Source organism: Flavobacterium sp. DG2-3, assembly GCF_030730925.1.
Lineage (GTDB): Bacteria > Bacteroidota > Bacteroidia > Flavobacteriales > Flavobacteriaceae > Flavobacterium.
Genome location: NZ_JAVAMB010000008.1, coordinates 91,245 through 106,104 on the forward strand (window position 1 = coordinate 91,245; position 14,860 = coordinate 106,104).

Genomic DNA, 14,860 nt, shown 5'->3' on the forward strand with positions numbered 1-14,860 from the left:
TTTTTAACTACGATTATTATGAATACGTTGAAAATATTTACCGCTGTATGTCTGATTGTTTTTTCATACAGTAATGCACAAAAAAATGCTATCGTAGCACATCGCGGAGCTTGGAAAAAGAATAATCTGCCAGAAAACTCGATTGCGGCTTTAAGACATGCAATCGATCTTAAATTGCCGGGTTCAGAATTTGATGTTTGGAGAACTGCAGACGATTCGCTTGTTATTAATCACGATGCACATTATAACAAACTGCTTATTGAAGAAACAAATTATGCAGATTTGATAAAATTTAAACTTTCTAACGGAGAGAAACTTCCAACCCTTCATGAATATATTTCAGAAGGAATGCGAAACAACAAACACACACTTTTGGTTTGCGAAATCAAACCTTCAGAAATCAGTAAAGAAAGAGGACAAAAAACGGGTGTAGCAGCAGTCGAAACCATTAAAAAATTAAAAGCCAATAAAAATACCTGCTACATCAGTTTTGATTATGATATTCTAAAGAAAATCAGATCCATAGATTCTAAAACTTCCTTGCAATATTTGGAAGGAAACAAATCTCCAAAAGAAGTTAAAGCAGATAAAATTAATGGAGTTGATTATCATTATTCTGTCTTTCAAAAGCATCCAGAATGGATAAAAGAAGCAAAAGACAACAAAGTTATTTTAAACGCTTGGACGGTTAATGATGCCAAAGATATGGATTGGATTATTGAACATAAATTCAACTACATTACCACAAACGAACCCGAACTTTTGAAGGAAAGAAAAGAGCTTAAAAAGTAATTTTTTTCAAAACTTAACTAAAGAAATCTAACCATGAAGAATATATTTAAACAAATTAAGCCATTTGTAATGTTTTCGATGCTTTTCGGAAGCAGTCTTATGGCGCAAAATTCTGGTAAAACAGAATGGTTTGATCCTAGCAGACCAGCAACAACTTATTGTAATCCGATCAATATCGGATACAATTTTACGACTCACAATCACAACGGAATTCCAGAATCGCGCCGTTCAAGTGCCGATCCGGTTATTATAACTTACAAAGGCGAATACTATTTATTTGCTACCAATCAGGCAGGTTTCTTTTGGAGTAAAGATATGTCAGATTGGAATTTCGTTTACGGAAGTTTCCAAAGACAGCCAGGCGACGACGATCAGTGCGCTCCAGCGGCTTGGGTTGTAAACGATACTTTATTTTATGTGGGTTCGACTTGGAAAAGAGATCATCCGATTTGGAAAACAGCAGATCCAAAATCAGGAAGATGGACACGTCATGTAGATAAAGCAATGCTGCCAACTTGGGATCCAGCAATTTTTCAAGACGACGATAAAAAAGTATATATGTACTACGGTTCAAGCGGAAAATTGCCATTAGTAGGAGTTGAGGTTGATTATAAAACTTGGCTTCCAAAAGGAAATCAAGCCGATTACGCAACATTGTACAAAGCGACTGAAGTAGAAGATATTCAGCGTCCTTACGGGCAGATCAAAGAAGTTGCTATTCTTGATCCTTCAGCTCACGGATGGGAACGTTTTGGACCAAACAATGATATGGAGCCTGCACCGTGGGGCAACTTCATTGAAGGGGCTTGGATGACCAAACACAACGGAAAATACTACATGCAATATGGCGCGCCAGCAACCGAATTTAAAGGTTATGCAAACGGTGTTCACGTTGGAGATAATCCGCTAGGACCCTTTACGTACCAAAAACACAATCCGATGTCGTATAAACCAGGCGGATTTGTAATTGGAGCTGGACACGGAAATACTTTTGCAGATAATTATGGCAATTATTGGAACACAGGAACGTGTAAAATCTCTATAAAAGACCGTTTTGAGCGTCGCATTGATATGTTTCCTGCAGGATTTGACAAAGATGATGTCATGTATTCAATTACTGCTTACGGTGATTTTCCTATCGTATTGCCAACTAGCGAGCGCGATCAGACCAAAGGCGCTTCATCTGGATGGATGCTGCTTTCGTACAAAAAGCCTGTAACAGTTTCTTCTTCTGAAGAATGTATGGAAGTAGAAACGCATAGAATGGATCATGGCGGTAAAAAAGTGTATGAGAAATTCTGTTATGGCTCCGAAAATCTTACAGACGAAAACATTCAAACCTATTGGTCTGCCAAAACTGCTAATCCAGGAGAATGGCTTCAAATGGATTTAGGAAGATCAATGGAAATCAATGCTCTTCAGATCAATTACGCAGATCATAAAGCTACACAGTTTAATAAAGCAATGGATATTTATTATCAGTACAAAATATTTATGTCTGATGATGCCCAAAACTGGACGTTGGTTGTAGATAAATCTAAAAACGATAAAGATGCGCCTCACGATTATGTAGAGCTTTCAAAACCATTTAAAGCACGTTACATTAAAATGGAAAACATTCATAATGCGTCTGGATTATTTGCGATTTCAGATTTCAGAGTTTTCGGAAACGGATTGGCAGCAAAACCAAAAGCAGTTGCTTCTTTTAAAGTAGACAGAAATAAAACTGATTCTAGAAATGCTATGATTTCGTGGAAAAAACAAGCGGATGCAATTGGTTATAATATTTATTACGGAATTGCTCCAGACAAATTGTACAACAGCATTATGGTTTATGGCGATAATACTTATGACTTTAGAGGTTTAGATAAAGGCACAAAGTATTATTTTACAATAGAACCTTTTAATGAAAACGGAATCGGAACAAAAAATAAGATTATAGAAGTAAAATAATCTTTATTTATTGAATATATAAAAGCTCTAATTGCAAATTGAAGAATTTGCAATTAGAGCTTTTTTTTGAGAAAAGGTTGAAGAAAAAGCGCTCTAACTGTCAGGAATTTTGTTCCTTTGTGAACGTGCCCAAAGCACTATAAACTCCAAAATTACTATCAAAACTATGAAAAAAACGATTCTTTTAACTGCTTTAGTTTTAAACGGATTGACATCTTTTGCACAGTCAAATGATGAAAAAAACATCAAATTATTTTACAAAAAAGCTTTAACCGAAGCAAAATGTTACACTTGGCTAGAATATTTGTCTAATGACATCGGTGCTCGTTTATCTGGATCTAAAGGAGCAGAACAAGCAGTGGATTATACTAAAAGACAATTGGAAGGTTTAGGACTTGACAAAGTTTACCTGCAAGAAGTTATGGTTCCTCATTGGATTAGAGGAGAAAAAGAGACAGCTTATATTCTTGACGGAAAAGTGAAAACCAATGTGCCTATTTGCGCATTGGGAGGTTCTGTTGCAACACCAAAAACAGGACTTACAGCAGAAATTATAGAAGTTCAAGGAATTAAAGAATTAGCTGAATTAGGAGCAGATAAAGTAAAAGGAAAAATTGTTTTCTACAACAGACCAATGAATCCTGAAAATATTGAAACTTTTACTTCTTACGGAGCTTGCGTTGACCAAAGATATGCAGGAGCAAAAGAAGCGGCAAAATTAGGAGCTGTAGGAACAATTGTTCGTTCTATGAATTTACGTTTAGACGATTTTCCACATACAGGTGCGCAAAGTTACGGTGACTTGCCAAAAGAACAATATATTCCAACAGCAGCAATCAGTACAAATGGCGCAGAATTGTTGAGCAAATCTTTAAAAGTAAATCCAGCTTTAAAATTTTATTTCAAACAATCTTGTGAGACTTTGCCAGATGCTTTGTCTTATAACGTAATTGGCGAATTGACAGGAAGTGTAACTCCAGAAAACATTATGGTTGTTGGCGGACATTTAGATTCTTGGGATTTAGCAGACGGTTCTCACGATGATGGAGCAGGAGTAGTGCAAAGTATGGAAGTAATCCGTATTTTGAAAAACTTAAACTACAAACCTAAAAATACCATTCGTGTTGTTTTGTTTATGAACGAAGAGAATGGCGGAAGAGGCGGTGCTAAATATGAAGAAGTTTCAAAACAAAAGAAAGAGAATCACATTTTTGCACTAGAAAGCGATTCAGGCGGATTTTCTCCAAGAGGATTTTCAATTGAAGCTGACGATGCTAATTTGAAAAAAATACAAGGTTACAAAGACCTTTTTGAGCCTTATTTAGTGCACAGTTTTACAATCGGTCACGCAGGTTCAGATATTAGCCATTTGACGTCTCAAGCTATTGTTAAAGCTGGTTTAAAACCAGATTCTCAGCGTTATTTCGATTATCACCACGCAGCAAACGATACTTTTGATGCTATTAATAAAAGAGAGTTAGAGCTTGGTGCAGCAACAATGACTACATTAATGTATTTATTAGACCAAAACGGAATCGAAATCAAAAAAGCGAATTAAAATTCTAACGATAAACAACGAAAAGCCATAAGTTTTACTTGTGGCTTTTTTGTTTGAATTCCGTAGGAATGATTCATTTTTGTAGCGACGTCCCGATAGCTATCGGGATTAATCCGTCTGAGGTGGGTGAATGTGCCAATTATGATTTCATCACAATCAAATAATAAAAAAATAGAATTGGAATATTAGAAAGTAAGATTAGAATTTTCATTCCAATATCTTTTCGGTGTTGAGGTAAATGAATAAACTTTTCCATTAAATGAAAAAACATGATTGTGTTGACAACAATGCCTGCCAAAGCAAATGGCCAAGCAATAACCAAAACCATGGCATTTCCATGTGAAAGAATGTAGAGCATAAATAAAAGTGTGCTGATGATAAAGGTTCCAACAGCTAATTCAATAGACTGTTTTTCTTCAAAAGGATTATGAATTGTTTTCATGATTTTTAAATTTTAAAAGTTTGCTGAATAGTTAGAATAGGCATCCAAAGCATTTTTGAAAAATCCATATAATGAAAAGAATGCGCTTGTTTTCCTCTTTTAAATTGCTGAATAAAGTAGCTCATTCGTTTCGGATAGAAAACAGTGCCAGTTAAAATGACCATAAACAAATACAAGCTTGTCTTTCCATTTCCAAGTAAATAATACTGCATTCCGATTTCTTCATAAACGGTTACGCCTGTGTTAGTCAAAACATGGATAATGTCGTGATCCTCCAGTTTTTCCTGAAGATCAAAATGATTTTTGTATAGAAAATTTCCCAGCCCAAATCCTAAAGTTCCCTCTGGATAATCCATTAAACTATCTTTGTCAATATTCCAAGGTTCATTTTTCTTGAAATATTTCTGATAGGGTTTTTTAGAGCATTCATACAGTTTTTCAATTAAATAGTCTCTCATATGTTAGTTTTAAAAGTTCTTTGAATTTCAAAGTTAAATAATAAATAAAAAAGCTAGAAATGATAAAGCAATCTAGCTTTTAAAATATATTAATAAGTATCTACTACGGTTTTCAAAATATCAGAATCGGCAATATCAGAAGGAGCAACCACTTTTTCTTCTAATGGTATATTGTTACCATAACGCTCTTTCAATATTTTCTGAACTCTCGGATCTGTTAAATTGAAATCTTTCAGCTCACGAAGCTTAGATAACTCAATTCCTGCCGCATTTTTATAGATTTTCCAGATCAATTCAGAGCAGTAAATTCTGTTATCCGTCCATTCAAAATAAGCATCATATTCTTTACCATCAAACTGCTGACTGTAGTCTTTCATTTTCTGCAAAACTTCAGGTTTTAAAACGCTTTCATCTTTCAATCGTTTCACCACATATTTGCTATCTCTTCCATGTTTAATCCAATCTTCAAGAGGTGTTAGTTTGACAGGCTGAACGGCTTCAAAAACAAACCATTTTCCGTTAATATCATAAATAATTCCACAATGAGAAAACTTCGAATTAGTTGCAATACGAACCGCTTCACATTGTTTAGATTCTGAAGTCTGAAAAATAAGATCGCCATCTTTAAACTTACTTGCTACCGTTTTTTCTGTTTTAGATCTACCAGTAAATGGATTATTAGGAAAAACTTTTATCGCAACAAATAGCGCACAGCCAAAACTCAAGATAAAAGTGATGATGGGAAATAGATATTTTTTGCTTTTCATAAAGTATAATTTAAAGTACTTTGAGTTACAAAGTAAATAATAAAAAAAATAGCTGCCAAATAAAATGACAGCTATTTTTATAAATATATTTTACGAAATATTAGATTCTAAAAATACCCCCAACAGCAATAATACGTTGGAAATAAGTAAAGTGTTGAGAAGCTTTATCCTCAGGACTTGTTGTAGTTTTAATATCCTGCATGTTAATGTAACCACCTTTTAACTCTCCTTGAAGATAGAAGTGTTTAAAAAAGGTAATGTTTAAACCTGCTTTTGCAGAAACACCGTAACCAGAAACGTGAAAATCATCATGACGTTCTTTACCTAAAAGCGTAGTGTTTGTTTTTGGATACAAAATACCAGCTCCTAATCCTTCAGTTAAATTAATTTGAACTTTATCAATATTTGGCAGTCCAAACCATTTTGAAATGTCATCAAATCTTGCCACTTCGGTATGAACGTAGTTTAAACCGTCAGTGTGCTCATACATTAAAAAAGCAGGACCATCTAAATTAATGTCACCTTTACCGTAACCGCCTTCCCTAGCACCACCTTGAGACATGTCTACAGGTCTGTTATTGTATTCCCCATTGTAGATTGACCCAGGATCATTTTCAGGCAAATTGATATTTCCGTTTACGTTTGCAATTTGATTCTGTGACATTACGTACTTCATGTGGTCTACACCAATTGAAACACTGTAATGATCACTGAAAAAGTAACCAAATCTCAAATTTGTTTGAGGAATAGTCATGTTAGCAGGATTTATATAGTCCACGTGCCAACCTTTTGGTTTGTCATGAGCTTGCATATTCTCAACTGTAAAGTTGTAATCTTTACCTCTAAAGTTTACATCAGATTTTGAGTAGCTTTCTCTATTTCCTCCCCACATTACAAAGAATTTTCCTTTATTGTGAGCAGCGTATTTTTGTACTGGTATTTCTTCCTGAGCAAATGTGTTTAGAGAAACACAAGCCAGTAAGAAAAATAAAATTTTTGTTTTCAAAGAACTTAGTATTATAATTTTTAGAATGCGTTAACTGTTTTTCTGATAGCAACTAACTTGTTCATTAAACCTTCAAAATAGTCTAAATGAAGCATATTAGCACCATCACTTTTTGCGTTAGCAGGATCAAAATGAGTTTCAATAAAAATCCCATCAACACCAACTGCAATTCCCGCCTTAGCAACGGTTTCGATCATGTCAGGTCTTCCTCCTGTAACTCCAGCAGTTTGATTCGGCTGTTGTAAAGAGTGCGTTACATCTAGAACCGTAGAAGCATATTGTTGCATAGTAGGAATTCCTCTAAAATCAACAATCATATCTTGGTAGCCAAACATAGTACCGCGATCTGTAACCATTACATTTTCGTTATTGCAATCTAATACCTTCTGAACAGCATGTTTCATACTCTCCGGACTCATAAATTGCCCTTTTTTCAAGTTTACTACTTTTCCTGTGTTGGCAGCTGCTACAACAAGATCAGTTTGGCGAACTAAAAATGCAGGAATTTGTAAAACGTCAACGTACTGTGCTGCCATGTCAGCATCTTCGTTTGTATGGATATCTGTAACTGTCGGAACATGAAAAGTTTCTGAAACTTTTCTTAAGATTTTTAAAGCTTTTTCGTCACCAATTCCAGAGAAACTATCAATTCTAGATCGGTTTGCTTTTTTAAAAGACCCTTTAAAAACATAAGGAATTTGAAGTTTGTCGGTAATACCAACTAATTTTTCAGCAATTCTCAATGCCATTTCTTCTCCTTCAATAGCGCAAGGCCCAGCAAGTAAAAAGAAATTTCCGCTTTCAGTATGCTTAATTTGTGGAATATTGTGTATGTTCATCATATGAATTTTTGGTAGTGCAAAGGTAGGTATGATTTATGAGTTTCAGATGAAGATTTAAGATTATTTTATGAAGCTATTCCTGCTATACGCTTCAATCTTTTTATCGTAATCCTTTTTTTCTTGGTCGTTGCAGGAGCTTACGTTGGTCGCTCTGCAACGACCAGAAAAAATAGGCTTTCTCAAAAAAGGATTTCCGCTCCTATCAGGGCTAGGAGTTTAGTGGAATTAAGAAAAATTAAGTTAATTGTTTTCTTTTAATCAAAATTAGCGTTCCAATTTCTTGTCTCTAAATCTCTTAATAAAAAATTGTACGACAATAGTCAGCAAAAGTAATAGTGCAGCCAAGAGATTTGCCGCTACAATAGGAAGCATAATCAAACCGCATCTGGTTTGAAATTCAGGATTAGCATTTATATTTTCTGATGCGATATAAACCGAAAGAAAAGATAACGGAATTTGAAGCAAAACAGTTGTGATGCTAATAGGAACGAATTTTAGGTTTGTCGTTTTATTAATCGCTTTAGTGCCCCAGATTATCTGAATCAATAAAGGAATTAGAAGTAATACAAAAGGAGATATTCCGTACATCGTAAATTTCATCGATTTTATTGTTTTAATCTCAATCCCATCGGAACCATTAAAATTCCTTTTTCATAAATATTCAAATACAGCTTCACAGGCTTTTTCTGTCCATCCCATTTTAATTCGTATACGTTCAAAAATCCGGCGCCCATATTGCTTCTTTTAGTTGGAAAAGGACAGCAGGTTTCTAATCTTTCGTAGGTTATTTTTTCACCATTTGGACCAGCCAATGCGTTTAAGAAACGTGTTTCATTTAAAGCCTCATTGTTCGTATTTTGAAAAAATATATTAATAGGATAATCTGGATCGTAACCGTACTTTTTATCTTTAGCAAATTGTGTTATAGCAAAAGTATTATCCTTCTTCAAAATCAAATCTGGTGCATTGTCATCCACATTTTTTAAAGTCGATTTTGTGCTTACGCAAGAAGAAACACTGATTAATAAAACAAATAAAAGAGCTATTTTTTTCATGGTTGTGGTTATTGCAAAAGTTAAACGGTTTGCTGTATTTTTTTCGGATTTAGTCTTAAAACACCAACTACAATCAGATATTGTGCCAGAAGATACGTTAGCATAATAAAAAAGGAACTTTTAGGAATTGGAGCATAAAATTTATTTACGGCCAAAATGCTGTCAGAAGCGATAAAGAAAATGGCGCCTAAAAACACAAGCTGATTGCCTGGTTTTTCCCAAACTAAAAATCCGTTAAAAGCAAATAAAAGCATAATTGAAATTACCGAAGCATAAATAGAAACAGGAATTTCAAGATCTCCCAAATAAGGCATTAAAACGGCTACCATTCCAATTAAATAGACAGCAATTAAGATGCTCCCCAATATAAAAACAGGTTTGTTTTGCTTTTTTCTGATTCTTTTCTGCCTATTAAAAAGAATGCAATAGATGACATGTGCCGTTAGAAAAAATACGAGTCCTAGAATAAAATAAATTTCGCCAAGATCTGTAAAAAGCAGAATAACATCTCCAAGCCATGAAAGTGCGAGCGCCGCCAATAAAATATTCTGACTTGGAAATTTTCTATAAAAATAAGCTCCAAATCCGATAATAGGTATCAGAATCGGTTTAAGAAAGAGATCAAAACGCTCGTAACCGCAAAGCAGAAGTATCAGGTAAACTATACTAAATGCGACATAGATTTTAAAAAAAGAGGAGTTTCTCATAATAGGGGTTATGAATTGATATATTGGTTTTGGTTGGTTTTAAATTCAAAATTGACAAAATAAAGTGTCATTAAAAAAGAGATGATCAGGTAGGTAAAAATAATATAATTACCAATTGGAATTACACGATTTAAACCAAACCAATCACCATAATAGCCTACAATGCAAATTACGATCGCTAATCGTATGCCTTCCCATAAAGGCGCAAACCTACTTTTGTCCATTAACTCTGTATAGCTATATATGGTTGCGAAAATAAAAAAGCCGTAGACAAAAATATTCGGAAGACCAATTTTTGCAATATTCTCAAACAGATAACTTACAAATAACAATGTTATTAAGACTTGGACAACAGACCAGTATATTAATCTTTGAGAATTTTGCGTGCCGTATTTTTCAAAATTAAAAACATCTTCAATTTTGTTGACAGGATACTTTTCCTCAAAATTTTCAGGACGCCAGCCTGTTGGTTTGAACCAAATGGTGAGTTTATCTTTCCATTTTGGTGCGCGCCACGCATCTTTTATCAATAAACTCAAATGCTGGAAATTTATTTTAATAGGGTTCCAAGTATTTGCAGGCCTTGTAATTCCGAAAACAGGAGGTACATGATCCAATTCTTCTTGGAAAGTGCCAAAAAGCTTGTCCCAAAAAATAAAAATCTGAGAATGATTCTTGTCTAAATATTCTGGATTTATAGCGTGATGCACTCGATGATGCGAAGGAGTTACCAGTATATGTTCAACAAATCCCATTTTTTTGATATGTTTCGTATGGTACCAAAACTGCAAAAATAAGTGAATAGGAAGTGTAATGGCAATTACCGAAGCAGGAACACCTAATAAAGCTGCTGGAATCAATAAAAACGTAAAAAGATTAACCAGACTTGCAATAGGTTGGCGCAATGCACAGGCCAAGTTAAATTCTTCGCTGCTGTGGTGTATGGCATGTTTGTTCCAAAGAAAATTAATCTGATGTGCCAGACGATGGCTCCAGTAGCCGTAAAAATCAATTACAAAAAAAGCGATGAAATAGGAGAGTACACTTGGTTCTAAATGCTGCAAAGCGATTTTGGAAACTAGCCATTCGTAAGAAAGAAAAGTTACGCTAAGTCCCAAAACATCTTTAACCGAATTGGTAATGCCAGAACTTATGCTGGATACGCTGTCTATTAATGGAGCGGTGTCGTTCTTTTTATAAATGCCATAAATTTTTTCAATAATAATCAAGGCTAAAAAAACCGGCATTGCAATAATTAATATTTTTCCGTATTCTTCCATAAAAAAAGCATTCTATTTTTTCCAAATATAGAATAAAATAGAATGCTTTTTAAATTATTTGCAATTAAACGATTTCGGCGCTAAGACCCGCTTCTAAAAGTTGTGTGCATTGAGGTTTAAGTTTTTCAATCGGGCCTGTTTTTACAGTGCATTTCCCGTTGTAATGTACAATCAAAGAACATTGCTCGGCTTGCTCAGCGGTGTGGCTGCAAACACGCATAAGAGTATCAATTACGTGATCAAAAGTATTTACATCATCATTGTATACAATGATCTCGTTATTAAAAGCAATGGCTTCTTTTTCGCGAACTCTTTCTCTTACTTTTTCTTTAGTACTCATATTATATGGTTTTTGTACTGAATTGATTATCAGTATCTAATTTACGTATTTTAAAGATACCCAGTTGTTTCTCTGAAGCTTTTTAACATAAGTTAAACCTTTCTCAACGCATGAAGCATCGATAAACGGAATGTCTTCTTCATAGAAACCGCTAAAAAGAATTATCCCTTTCGGATTTAAAGCATCAGCATACGCCTGCATATCATTCAATAAAATATTTCTGTTGATGTTAGCAATAATCAAATCGTATTTTTTCCCTGCCAACAAAGCCGCATCGCCCTCATAAACGCTGATATGTTTGCAATTATTGCGTTCCGCATTTTCAATTGAGTTCAAATAACACCAGTTGTCAATATCAATAGCGTCGATTGGTTCTGCGCCTTTCATCTCAGCCAAAATAGCTAAAATTGCCGTTCCGCAGCCCATATCAAGGGTTTTTAAGCCTTTTACGTCCATTTCTAATAAATGCTGAATCATCATGTGAGTGGTTTCATGATGGCCAGTACCGAAACTCATTTTTGGTTCAATTACAATATCAAACTCAGCATCCGTTTTTGGGTGAAAAGGAGCTCGAACATGGCATTTTCCGTCAACATCAATTGGTTCAAAGTTTTTTTCCCATTCTTCGTTCCAGTTGATCTGATCGATTTCTTCAATTGTATATTCAATTTTAAACTCCTCAGACTGTAAAATATAAATATCATCTAGAATATTCTCATCCCATAAATCTTTCTTCACAAAAGCTGAAATTCCGTTTTCTGTTTCTGTAAAACTTTCAAACGCTTTTTCGCCCAATTCCGCCACTAAAATTTCTGACCCAAGTTCTTTTGGCTCAATCGTAAAATGATATCCTAAATATATATTCGACATAAATAATTTTTTTGCAAAGATAAGAATAGAAAGTAAAAGTCTTTAGTTTTTTAAACCATATAAGTGATATAAGTAAATATAAATTCTCTTTGCTGTAAGAGCTATTTTGTTTATAGAACATATAAAAAAAGGCATAAAAAAAGCGTTCGAAGAACGCTTTTTTTATGGTAAAATCTAAAATCTAAAATCTAAAATCTAAAATCTAAAATCTAAAATCTAAAATCTAAAATCTAAAATCTAAAATCTAAAAATTAGATAGCCGTAACGATAGCTAAGAAATCGTCAGCTTTTAAAGCAGCGCCTCCAATTAAACCACCGTCTACGTCTGGTTTACCGAAAATTTCTTTAGCGTTTTCTGGTTTAACAGAACCACCGTATAAAATAGAAACTTCATCTGCGATATCAGCTCCAAAAGCTTTGCGGATAGTTTCTCTGATGAATTCGTGCATTTCTTGTGCTTGTTCTGGTGAAGCAGTTTCTCCAGTTCCGATAGCCCAAACTGGCTCGTATGCTAAAACAATTTTAGACCAAGATTCTTTTGCGATATGGAAAACTCCATCGCGCAATTGGTTTTCAACAATGTTGAAGTGATTATCAGACTGACGGTCTTTTAATTCTTCTCCAAAACAGAAAATAACTGTCATATCGTGTTTTAATGCAGTATCAACTTTATTTGCAATTAAAGCATCTGATTCGTGGAAAATAGCTCTACGCTCTGAGTGACCTAAAATTACTGTGTTTACACCAATGCTTGTTAACATGTCTGCAGAAATTTCTCCTGTAAATGCACCGCCTTCAGCTTGGTGAACGTTTTGAGCAGAAACTCCGATAGTTGTATTTTTTAATTTTGCAGCAGCAGCTTGTAAGTTTACAAAAGTTGGCGCTACAATTACTTGTGCATTTGTTTTTGCTGGAATTTTAGCAATTAATTCATTTAATAATTCTTCAGTTTGCGCTGCGTTTTTATGCATTTTCCAGTTTCCTGCAACAATCGATTTTCTCATTTTGGTAGTTTTATATTATTTTTTTGTTTTTTGTTTAAATTTTTAATTTCAACGAAATCTATTCAAAATTAAAATTGATTTTTGTCATTATCATTGAAGTTGTCATTGAAATTGATTTTTGACATTGACATTTTGATATTGAAAATTATTTTAATCCTTTTAAAGTTGCGTCGATTTTATCAAAATCAGTTTCAATCGCACGATATAAAACGATTTTTCCAGTTTTATCTACAACAATATATCTCGGAATCCAGTCTAAGTCTATCGCTTTTCCGAAAAGACCTTTCATTCCATCATTCATCATATAATGATCGCCTGTTTTCAATTCGTGTTTTTCGATTCCAGCTTTCCACTTTTCTGCCGTTTTATCAGCAGAAATAAATAAGTAAGAAACATCAGGATTGTTGGCTTGTAATTCTTTTAATTTTGGCATTGCTTTTACACAGTCACCACACCAAGAAGCCCAAACTTCGATAACCAAAGTTTTTCCTTTATATTTTTTTAAAATGTTTTTGAATGCAACTTGACTTCCATCAGAGGCTAATAATTTCTCAGATAAAGCTTCTTTAGAAAAAGCTGTTTTCTGAGCTTGCGAGCAAGAAAAAGTAATAAATGCAATTACTGCAAGGACTAATTGTTTCATATTTTAATTAAATTATATTTTTAGTAAGGTACTGAATTCACAAAGTTAAACAAACAAATGGAATGCCAATTGTAGATTAACAAAATTTGAACAGTCGATTATTTTGTAACAAATCGGCAGTTTTTGGTTGAAAAATCGGTATTGAAATCGTAATAGTTGAGGTGGAAAATGGTGTTTTTTTCTAGCGGAAGTATTTTAGAGATAAAAAAAAGATTAAAATTTTATTTTTAGATTAAAATTTTAATCAAAAAAACGTCAGACAGTAATGAAAAAAGTCTTCAATAATTTAAATTTCACTGAAGACTTTTTTGTGTTTTTTGAATGCTTAATTCAGTTCATAGTTTCCATTTGCCCATTTTTTACTTGAAACAATCCAAGCGTCGAGAGACTTATACAAAAATCCATGTTTAAGGCCTGTATTCAATTCAATTTGTTTGAAATGATTGATCTTTAGTTTTGAAAGTCCAAATTTAAATGGACTTTGCTGTTTGTTTTGTAAATGTAAGATTATATTTCAAATTTAAAAATTAAGGAATTGACTTCTTTTTGTTTGTCTGATTCCATGATTTTTAAATTATTTAATTTTTTATTAATTCTAACTTTAGAATTGATGTTAGTCTTTTTTTTAATTGATTTTGCAGTCATTTTTTTATTTTAAAGCTTCTTTAACTTGATTTTCTAAATCTAGAATTCCTTCATAATTTTGAAATTCTAACTCTTTTTGCGTCTTTTTTAATTCAGCTAGCAATACTAATATTAAATCGTAACCCTCAATTTCATAGCCAAACATATTTTGGTCAAAATTTAATCCAACAAGTAATCCGTCATTATCCATACCGACACACCAGTTTTCAATAAAATCATTTAATTGTATTTCTACTGGTTTATAATCTTCCCATCCATTTTTTGAACAAACTTTAGCTCTAATTTCTTCAGACCAAAAACAGATTATTTCAATTGGGTTTCCTTCTTCATCTTCAAGTTCGTTGGAAGCTGAGGTGGCAAACCCCATTTCATTTTTTAATCCATATACAATATTTGTTTCACAAACTTTTTTTATGAACTTTTCGTAATTTAATCTTACATCTATATGATTTTTAAACATTGCTTTTTGTCTTGTAGGTTAGTAAAAAAAAAAACTCC

17 protein-coding genes are annotated in these 14,860 nt (G+C 33.5%); 3 read left to right on the forward strand and 14 right to left on the reverse strand.

The genetic code is table 11. The annotated features are described in order from the left end of the window. Nucleotides 1-18: 18 nt before the first annotated feature. From Q9Q97_RS12810 to Q9Q97_RS12820, 3 genes are all read left to right on the forward strand, one after another. On the forward strand, nt 19-792 hold the full coding sequence (locus Q9Q97_RS12810) for a glycerophosphodiester phosphodiesterase family protein (protein WP_306157587.1): 774 nt from the start codon (nt 19-21) through the stop codon (nt 790-792). A 33-nt stretch (nt 793-825) separates the two neighbouring features. Then, the gene (locus tag Q9Q97_RS12815; RefSeq protein WP_306157589.1) at nt 826-2,745 is read left to right on the forward strand and encodes a discoidin domain-containing protein; all 1,920 of its coding nucleotides are present in this window, start codon (nt 826-828) and stop codon (nt 2,743-2,745) included. A 166-nt stretch (nt 2,746-2,911) separates the two neighbouring features. Next, complete coding sequence (locus tag Q9Q97_RS12820) at nt 2,912-4,303, forward strand: M20/M25/M40 family metallo-hydrolase (RefSeq protein WP_306157591.1); 1,392 nt, start codon at nt 2,912-2,914, stop codon at nt 4,301-4,303. 139 nt (nt 4,304-4,442) lie between these two features. Here the strand turns inward: Q9Q97_RS12820 and Q9Q97_RS12825 are convergent, their stop codons facing one another. From Q9Q97_RS12825 to Q9Q97_RS12895, 14 genes are all read right to left on the reverse strand, one after another. Then, nucleotides 4,443-4,745: a hypothetical protein gene (locus tag Q9Q97_RS12825; protein WP_306157593.1), complete on the reverse strand. Its 303-nt coding sequence runs from the start codon at nt 4,743-4,745 to the stop codon at nt 4,443-4,445. 5 nt (nt 4,746-4,750) lie between these two features. After that, nucleotides 4,751-5,203, reverse strand: coding sequence for a hypothetical protein (locus Q9Q97_RS12830; protein ID WP_306157595.1), 453 nt, complete (start codon nt 5,201-5,203; stop codon nt 4,751-4,753). 89 nt (nt 5,204-5,292) lie between these two features. Continuing rightward, nucleotides 5,293-5,970 carry a YiiX family permuted papain-like enzyme gene (locus Q9Q97_RS12835; protein ID WP_306157597.1) on the reverse strand — a complete coding sequence of 226 codons (678 nt, stop codon included), beginning with the start codon at nt 5,968-5,970 and terminating at the stop codon, nt 5,293-5,295. Nucleotides 5,971-6,070: 100 nt separating this feature from the next. After that, nucleotides 6,071-6,976, reverse strand: coding sequence for a hypothetical protein (locus Q9Q97_RS12840; RefSeq protein ID WP_306157599.1), 906 nt, complete (start codon nt 6,974-6,976; stop codon nt 6,071-6,073). Between the two features lie 20 nt (nt 6,977-6,996). Then, nucleotides 6,997-7,815 (reverse strand): 3-deoxy-8-phosphooctulonate synthase, encoded by an 819-nt coding sequence (kdsA, locus tag Q9Q97_RS12845; RefSeq protein ID WP_306157928.1) that lies wholly within the window; start codon nt 7,813-7,815, stop codon nt 6,997-6,999. Between the two features lie 267 nt (nt 7,816-8,082). After that, the gene (locus Q9Q97_RS12850) at nt 8,083-8,418 is read right to left on the reverse strand and encodes a hypothetical protein (RefSeq protein WP_306157601.1); all 336 of its coding nucleotides are present in this window, start codon (nt 8,416-8,418) and stop codon (nt 8,083-8,085) included. Nucleotides 8,419-8,423: 5 nt separating this feature from the next. Beyond that, nucleotides 8,424-8,873 (reverse strand): 2-dehydro-3-deoxyphosphooctonate aldolase, encoded by a 450-nt coding sequence (locus tag Q9Q97_RS12855; protein WP_306157603.1) that lies wholly within the window; start codon nt 8,871-8,873, stop codon nt 8,424-8,426. A 20-nt stretch (nt 8,874-8,893) separates the two neighbouring features. Further along, complete coding sequence (locus tag Q9Q97_RS12860; RefSeq protein WP_306157605.1) at nt 8,894-9,580, reverse strand: lysoplasmalogenase; 687 nt, start codon at nt 9,578-9,580, stop codon at nt 8,894-8,896. An 8-nt stretch (nt 9,581-9,588) separates the two neighbouring features. Continuing rightward, nucleotides 9,589-10,860 carry a sterol desaturase family protein gene (locus tag Q9Q97_RS12865; RefSeq protein ID WP_306157607.1) on the reverse strand — a complete coding sequence of 424 codons (1,272 nt, stop codon included), beginning with the start codon at nt 10,858-10,860 and terminating at the stop codon, nt 9,589-9,591. 64 nt (nt 10,861-10,924) lie between these two features. Then, nucleotides 10,925-11,200: an ATP-dependent Clp protease adaptor ClpS gene (locus Q9Q97_RS12870; protein ID WP_111376979.1), complete on the reverse strand. Its 276-nt coding sequence runs from the start codon at nt 11,198-11,200 to the stop codon at nt 10,925-10,927. Between the two features lie 36 nt (nt 11,201-11,236). Then, nucleotides 11,237-12,070, reverse strand: a complete 834-nt coding sequence (gene prmA, locus Q9Q97_RS12875) for a 50S ribosomal protein L11 methyltransferase (RefSeq protein ID WP_306157611.1) — start codon at nt 12,068-12,070, stop codon at nt 11,237-11,239. A gap of 251 nt (nt 12,071-12,321) precedes the next feature. After that, nucleotides 12,322-13,074, reverse strand: a complete 753-nt coding sequence (tpiA, locus tag Q9Q97_RS12880; RefSeq protein ID WP_306157613.1) for a triose-phosphate isomerase — start codon at nt 13,072-13,074, stop codon at nt 12,322-12,324. A gap of 145 nt (nt 13,075-13,219) precedes the next feature. Beyond that, nucleotides 13,220-13,717, reverse strand: a complete 498-nt coding sequence (locus tag Q9Q97_RS12885; RefSeq protein WP_306157615.1) for a TlpA disulfide reductase family protein — start codon at nt 13,715-13,717, stop codon at nt 13,220-13,222. A gap of 649 nt (nt 13,718-14,366) precedes the next feature. Continuing rightward, entirely contained in the window at nt 14,367-14,822 is a 456-nt protein-coding gene (locus Q9Q97_RS12895) for a DUF2750 domain-containing protein (RefSeq protein WP_306157617.1), read from the reverse strand. Nucleotides 14,823-14,860: the final 38 nt, after the last annotated feature.

What these genes read in the sequence shown, in the direction of transcription:
- Q9Q97_RS12810 (WP_306157587.1), top strand. Translation starts at nt 19, where the DNA reads ATGAATACGTTGAAAATATTTACCGCTGTATGTCTGATTGTTTTTTCA.
- Q9Q97_RS12815 (WP_306157589.1), top strand. Translation starts at nt 826, where the DNA reads ATGAAGAATATATTTAAACAAATTAAGCCATTTGTAATGTTTTCGATG.
- Q9Q97_RS12820 (WP_306157591.1), top strand. Translation starts at nt 2,912, where the DNA reads ATGAAAAAAACGATTCTTTTAACTGCTTTAGTTTTAAACGGATTGACA.
- Q9Q97_RS12825 (WP_306157593.1), bottom strand. Translation starts at nt 4,745, where the DNA reads ATGAAAACAATTCATAATCCTTTTGAAGAAAAACAGTCTATTGAATTA.
- Q9Q97_RS12830 (WP_306157595.1), bottom strand. Translation starts at nt 5,203, where the DNA reads ATGAGAGACTATTTAATTGAAAAACTGTATGAATGCTCTAAAAAACCC.
- Q9Q97_RS12835 (WP_306157597.1), bottom strand. Translation starts at nt 5,970, where the DNA reads ATGAAAAGCAAAAAATATCTATTTCCCATCATCACTTTTATCTTGAGT.
- kdsA (WP_306157928.1), bottom strand. Translation starts at nt 7,815, where the DNA reads ATGAACATACACAATATTCCACAAATTAAGCATACTGAAAGCGGAAAT.
- Q9Q97_RS12850 (WP_306157601.1), bottom strand. Translation starts at nt 8,418, where the DNA reads ATGAAATTTACGATGTACGGAATATCTCCTTTTGTATTACTTCTAATT.
- Q9Q97_RS12855 (WP_306157603.1), bottom strand. Translation starts at nt 8,873, where the DNA reads ATGAAAAAAATAGCTCTTTTATTTGTTTTATTAATCAGTGTTTCTTCT.
- Q9Q97_RS12860 (WP_306157605.1), bottom strand. Translation starts at nt 9,580, where the DNA reads ATGAGAAACTCCTCTTTTTTTAAAATCTATGTCGCATTTAGTATAGTT.
- Q9Q97_RS12865 (WP_306157607.1), bottom strand. Translation starts at nt 10,860, where the DNA reads ATGGAAGAATACGGAAAAATATTAATTATTGCAATGCCGGTTTTTTTA.
- Q9Q97_RS12870 (WP_111376979.1), bottom strand. Translation starts at nt 11,200, where the DNA reads ATGAGTACTAAAGAAAAAGTAAGAGAAAGAGTTCGCGAAAAAGAAGCC.
- prmA (WP_306157611.1), bottom strand. Translation starts at nt 12,070, where the DNA reads ATGTCGAATATATATTTAGGATATCATTTTACGATTGAGCCAAAAGAA.
- tpiA (WP_306157613.1), bottom strand. Translation starts at nt 13,074, where the DNA reads ATGAGAAAATCGATTGTTGCAGGAAACTGGAAAATGCATAAAAACGCA.
- Q9Q97_RS12885 (WP_306157615.1), bottom strand. Translation starts at nt 13,717, where the DNA reads ATGAAACAATTAGTCCTTGCAGTAATTGCATTTATTACTTTTTCTTGC.
- Q9Q97_RS12895 (WP_306157617.1), bottom strand. Translation starts at nt 14,822, where the DNA reads ATGTTTAAAAATCATATAGATGTAAGATTAAATTACGAAAAGTTCATA.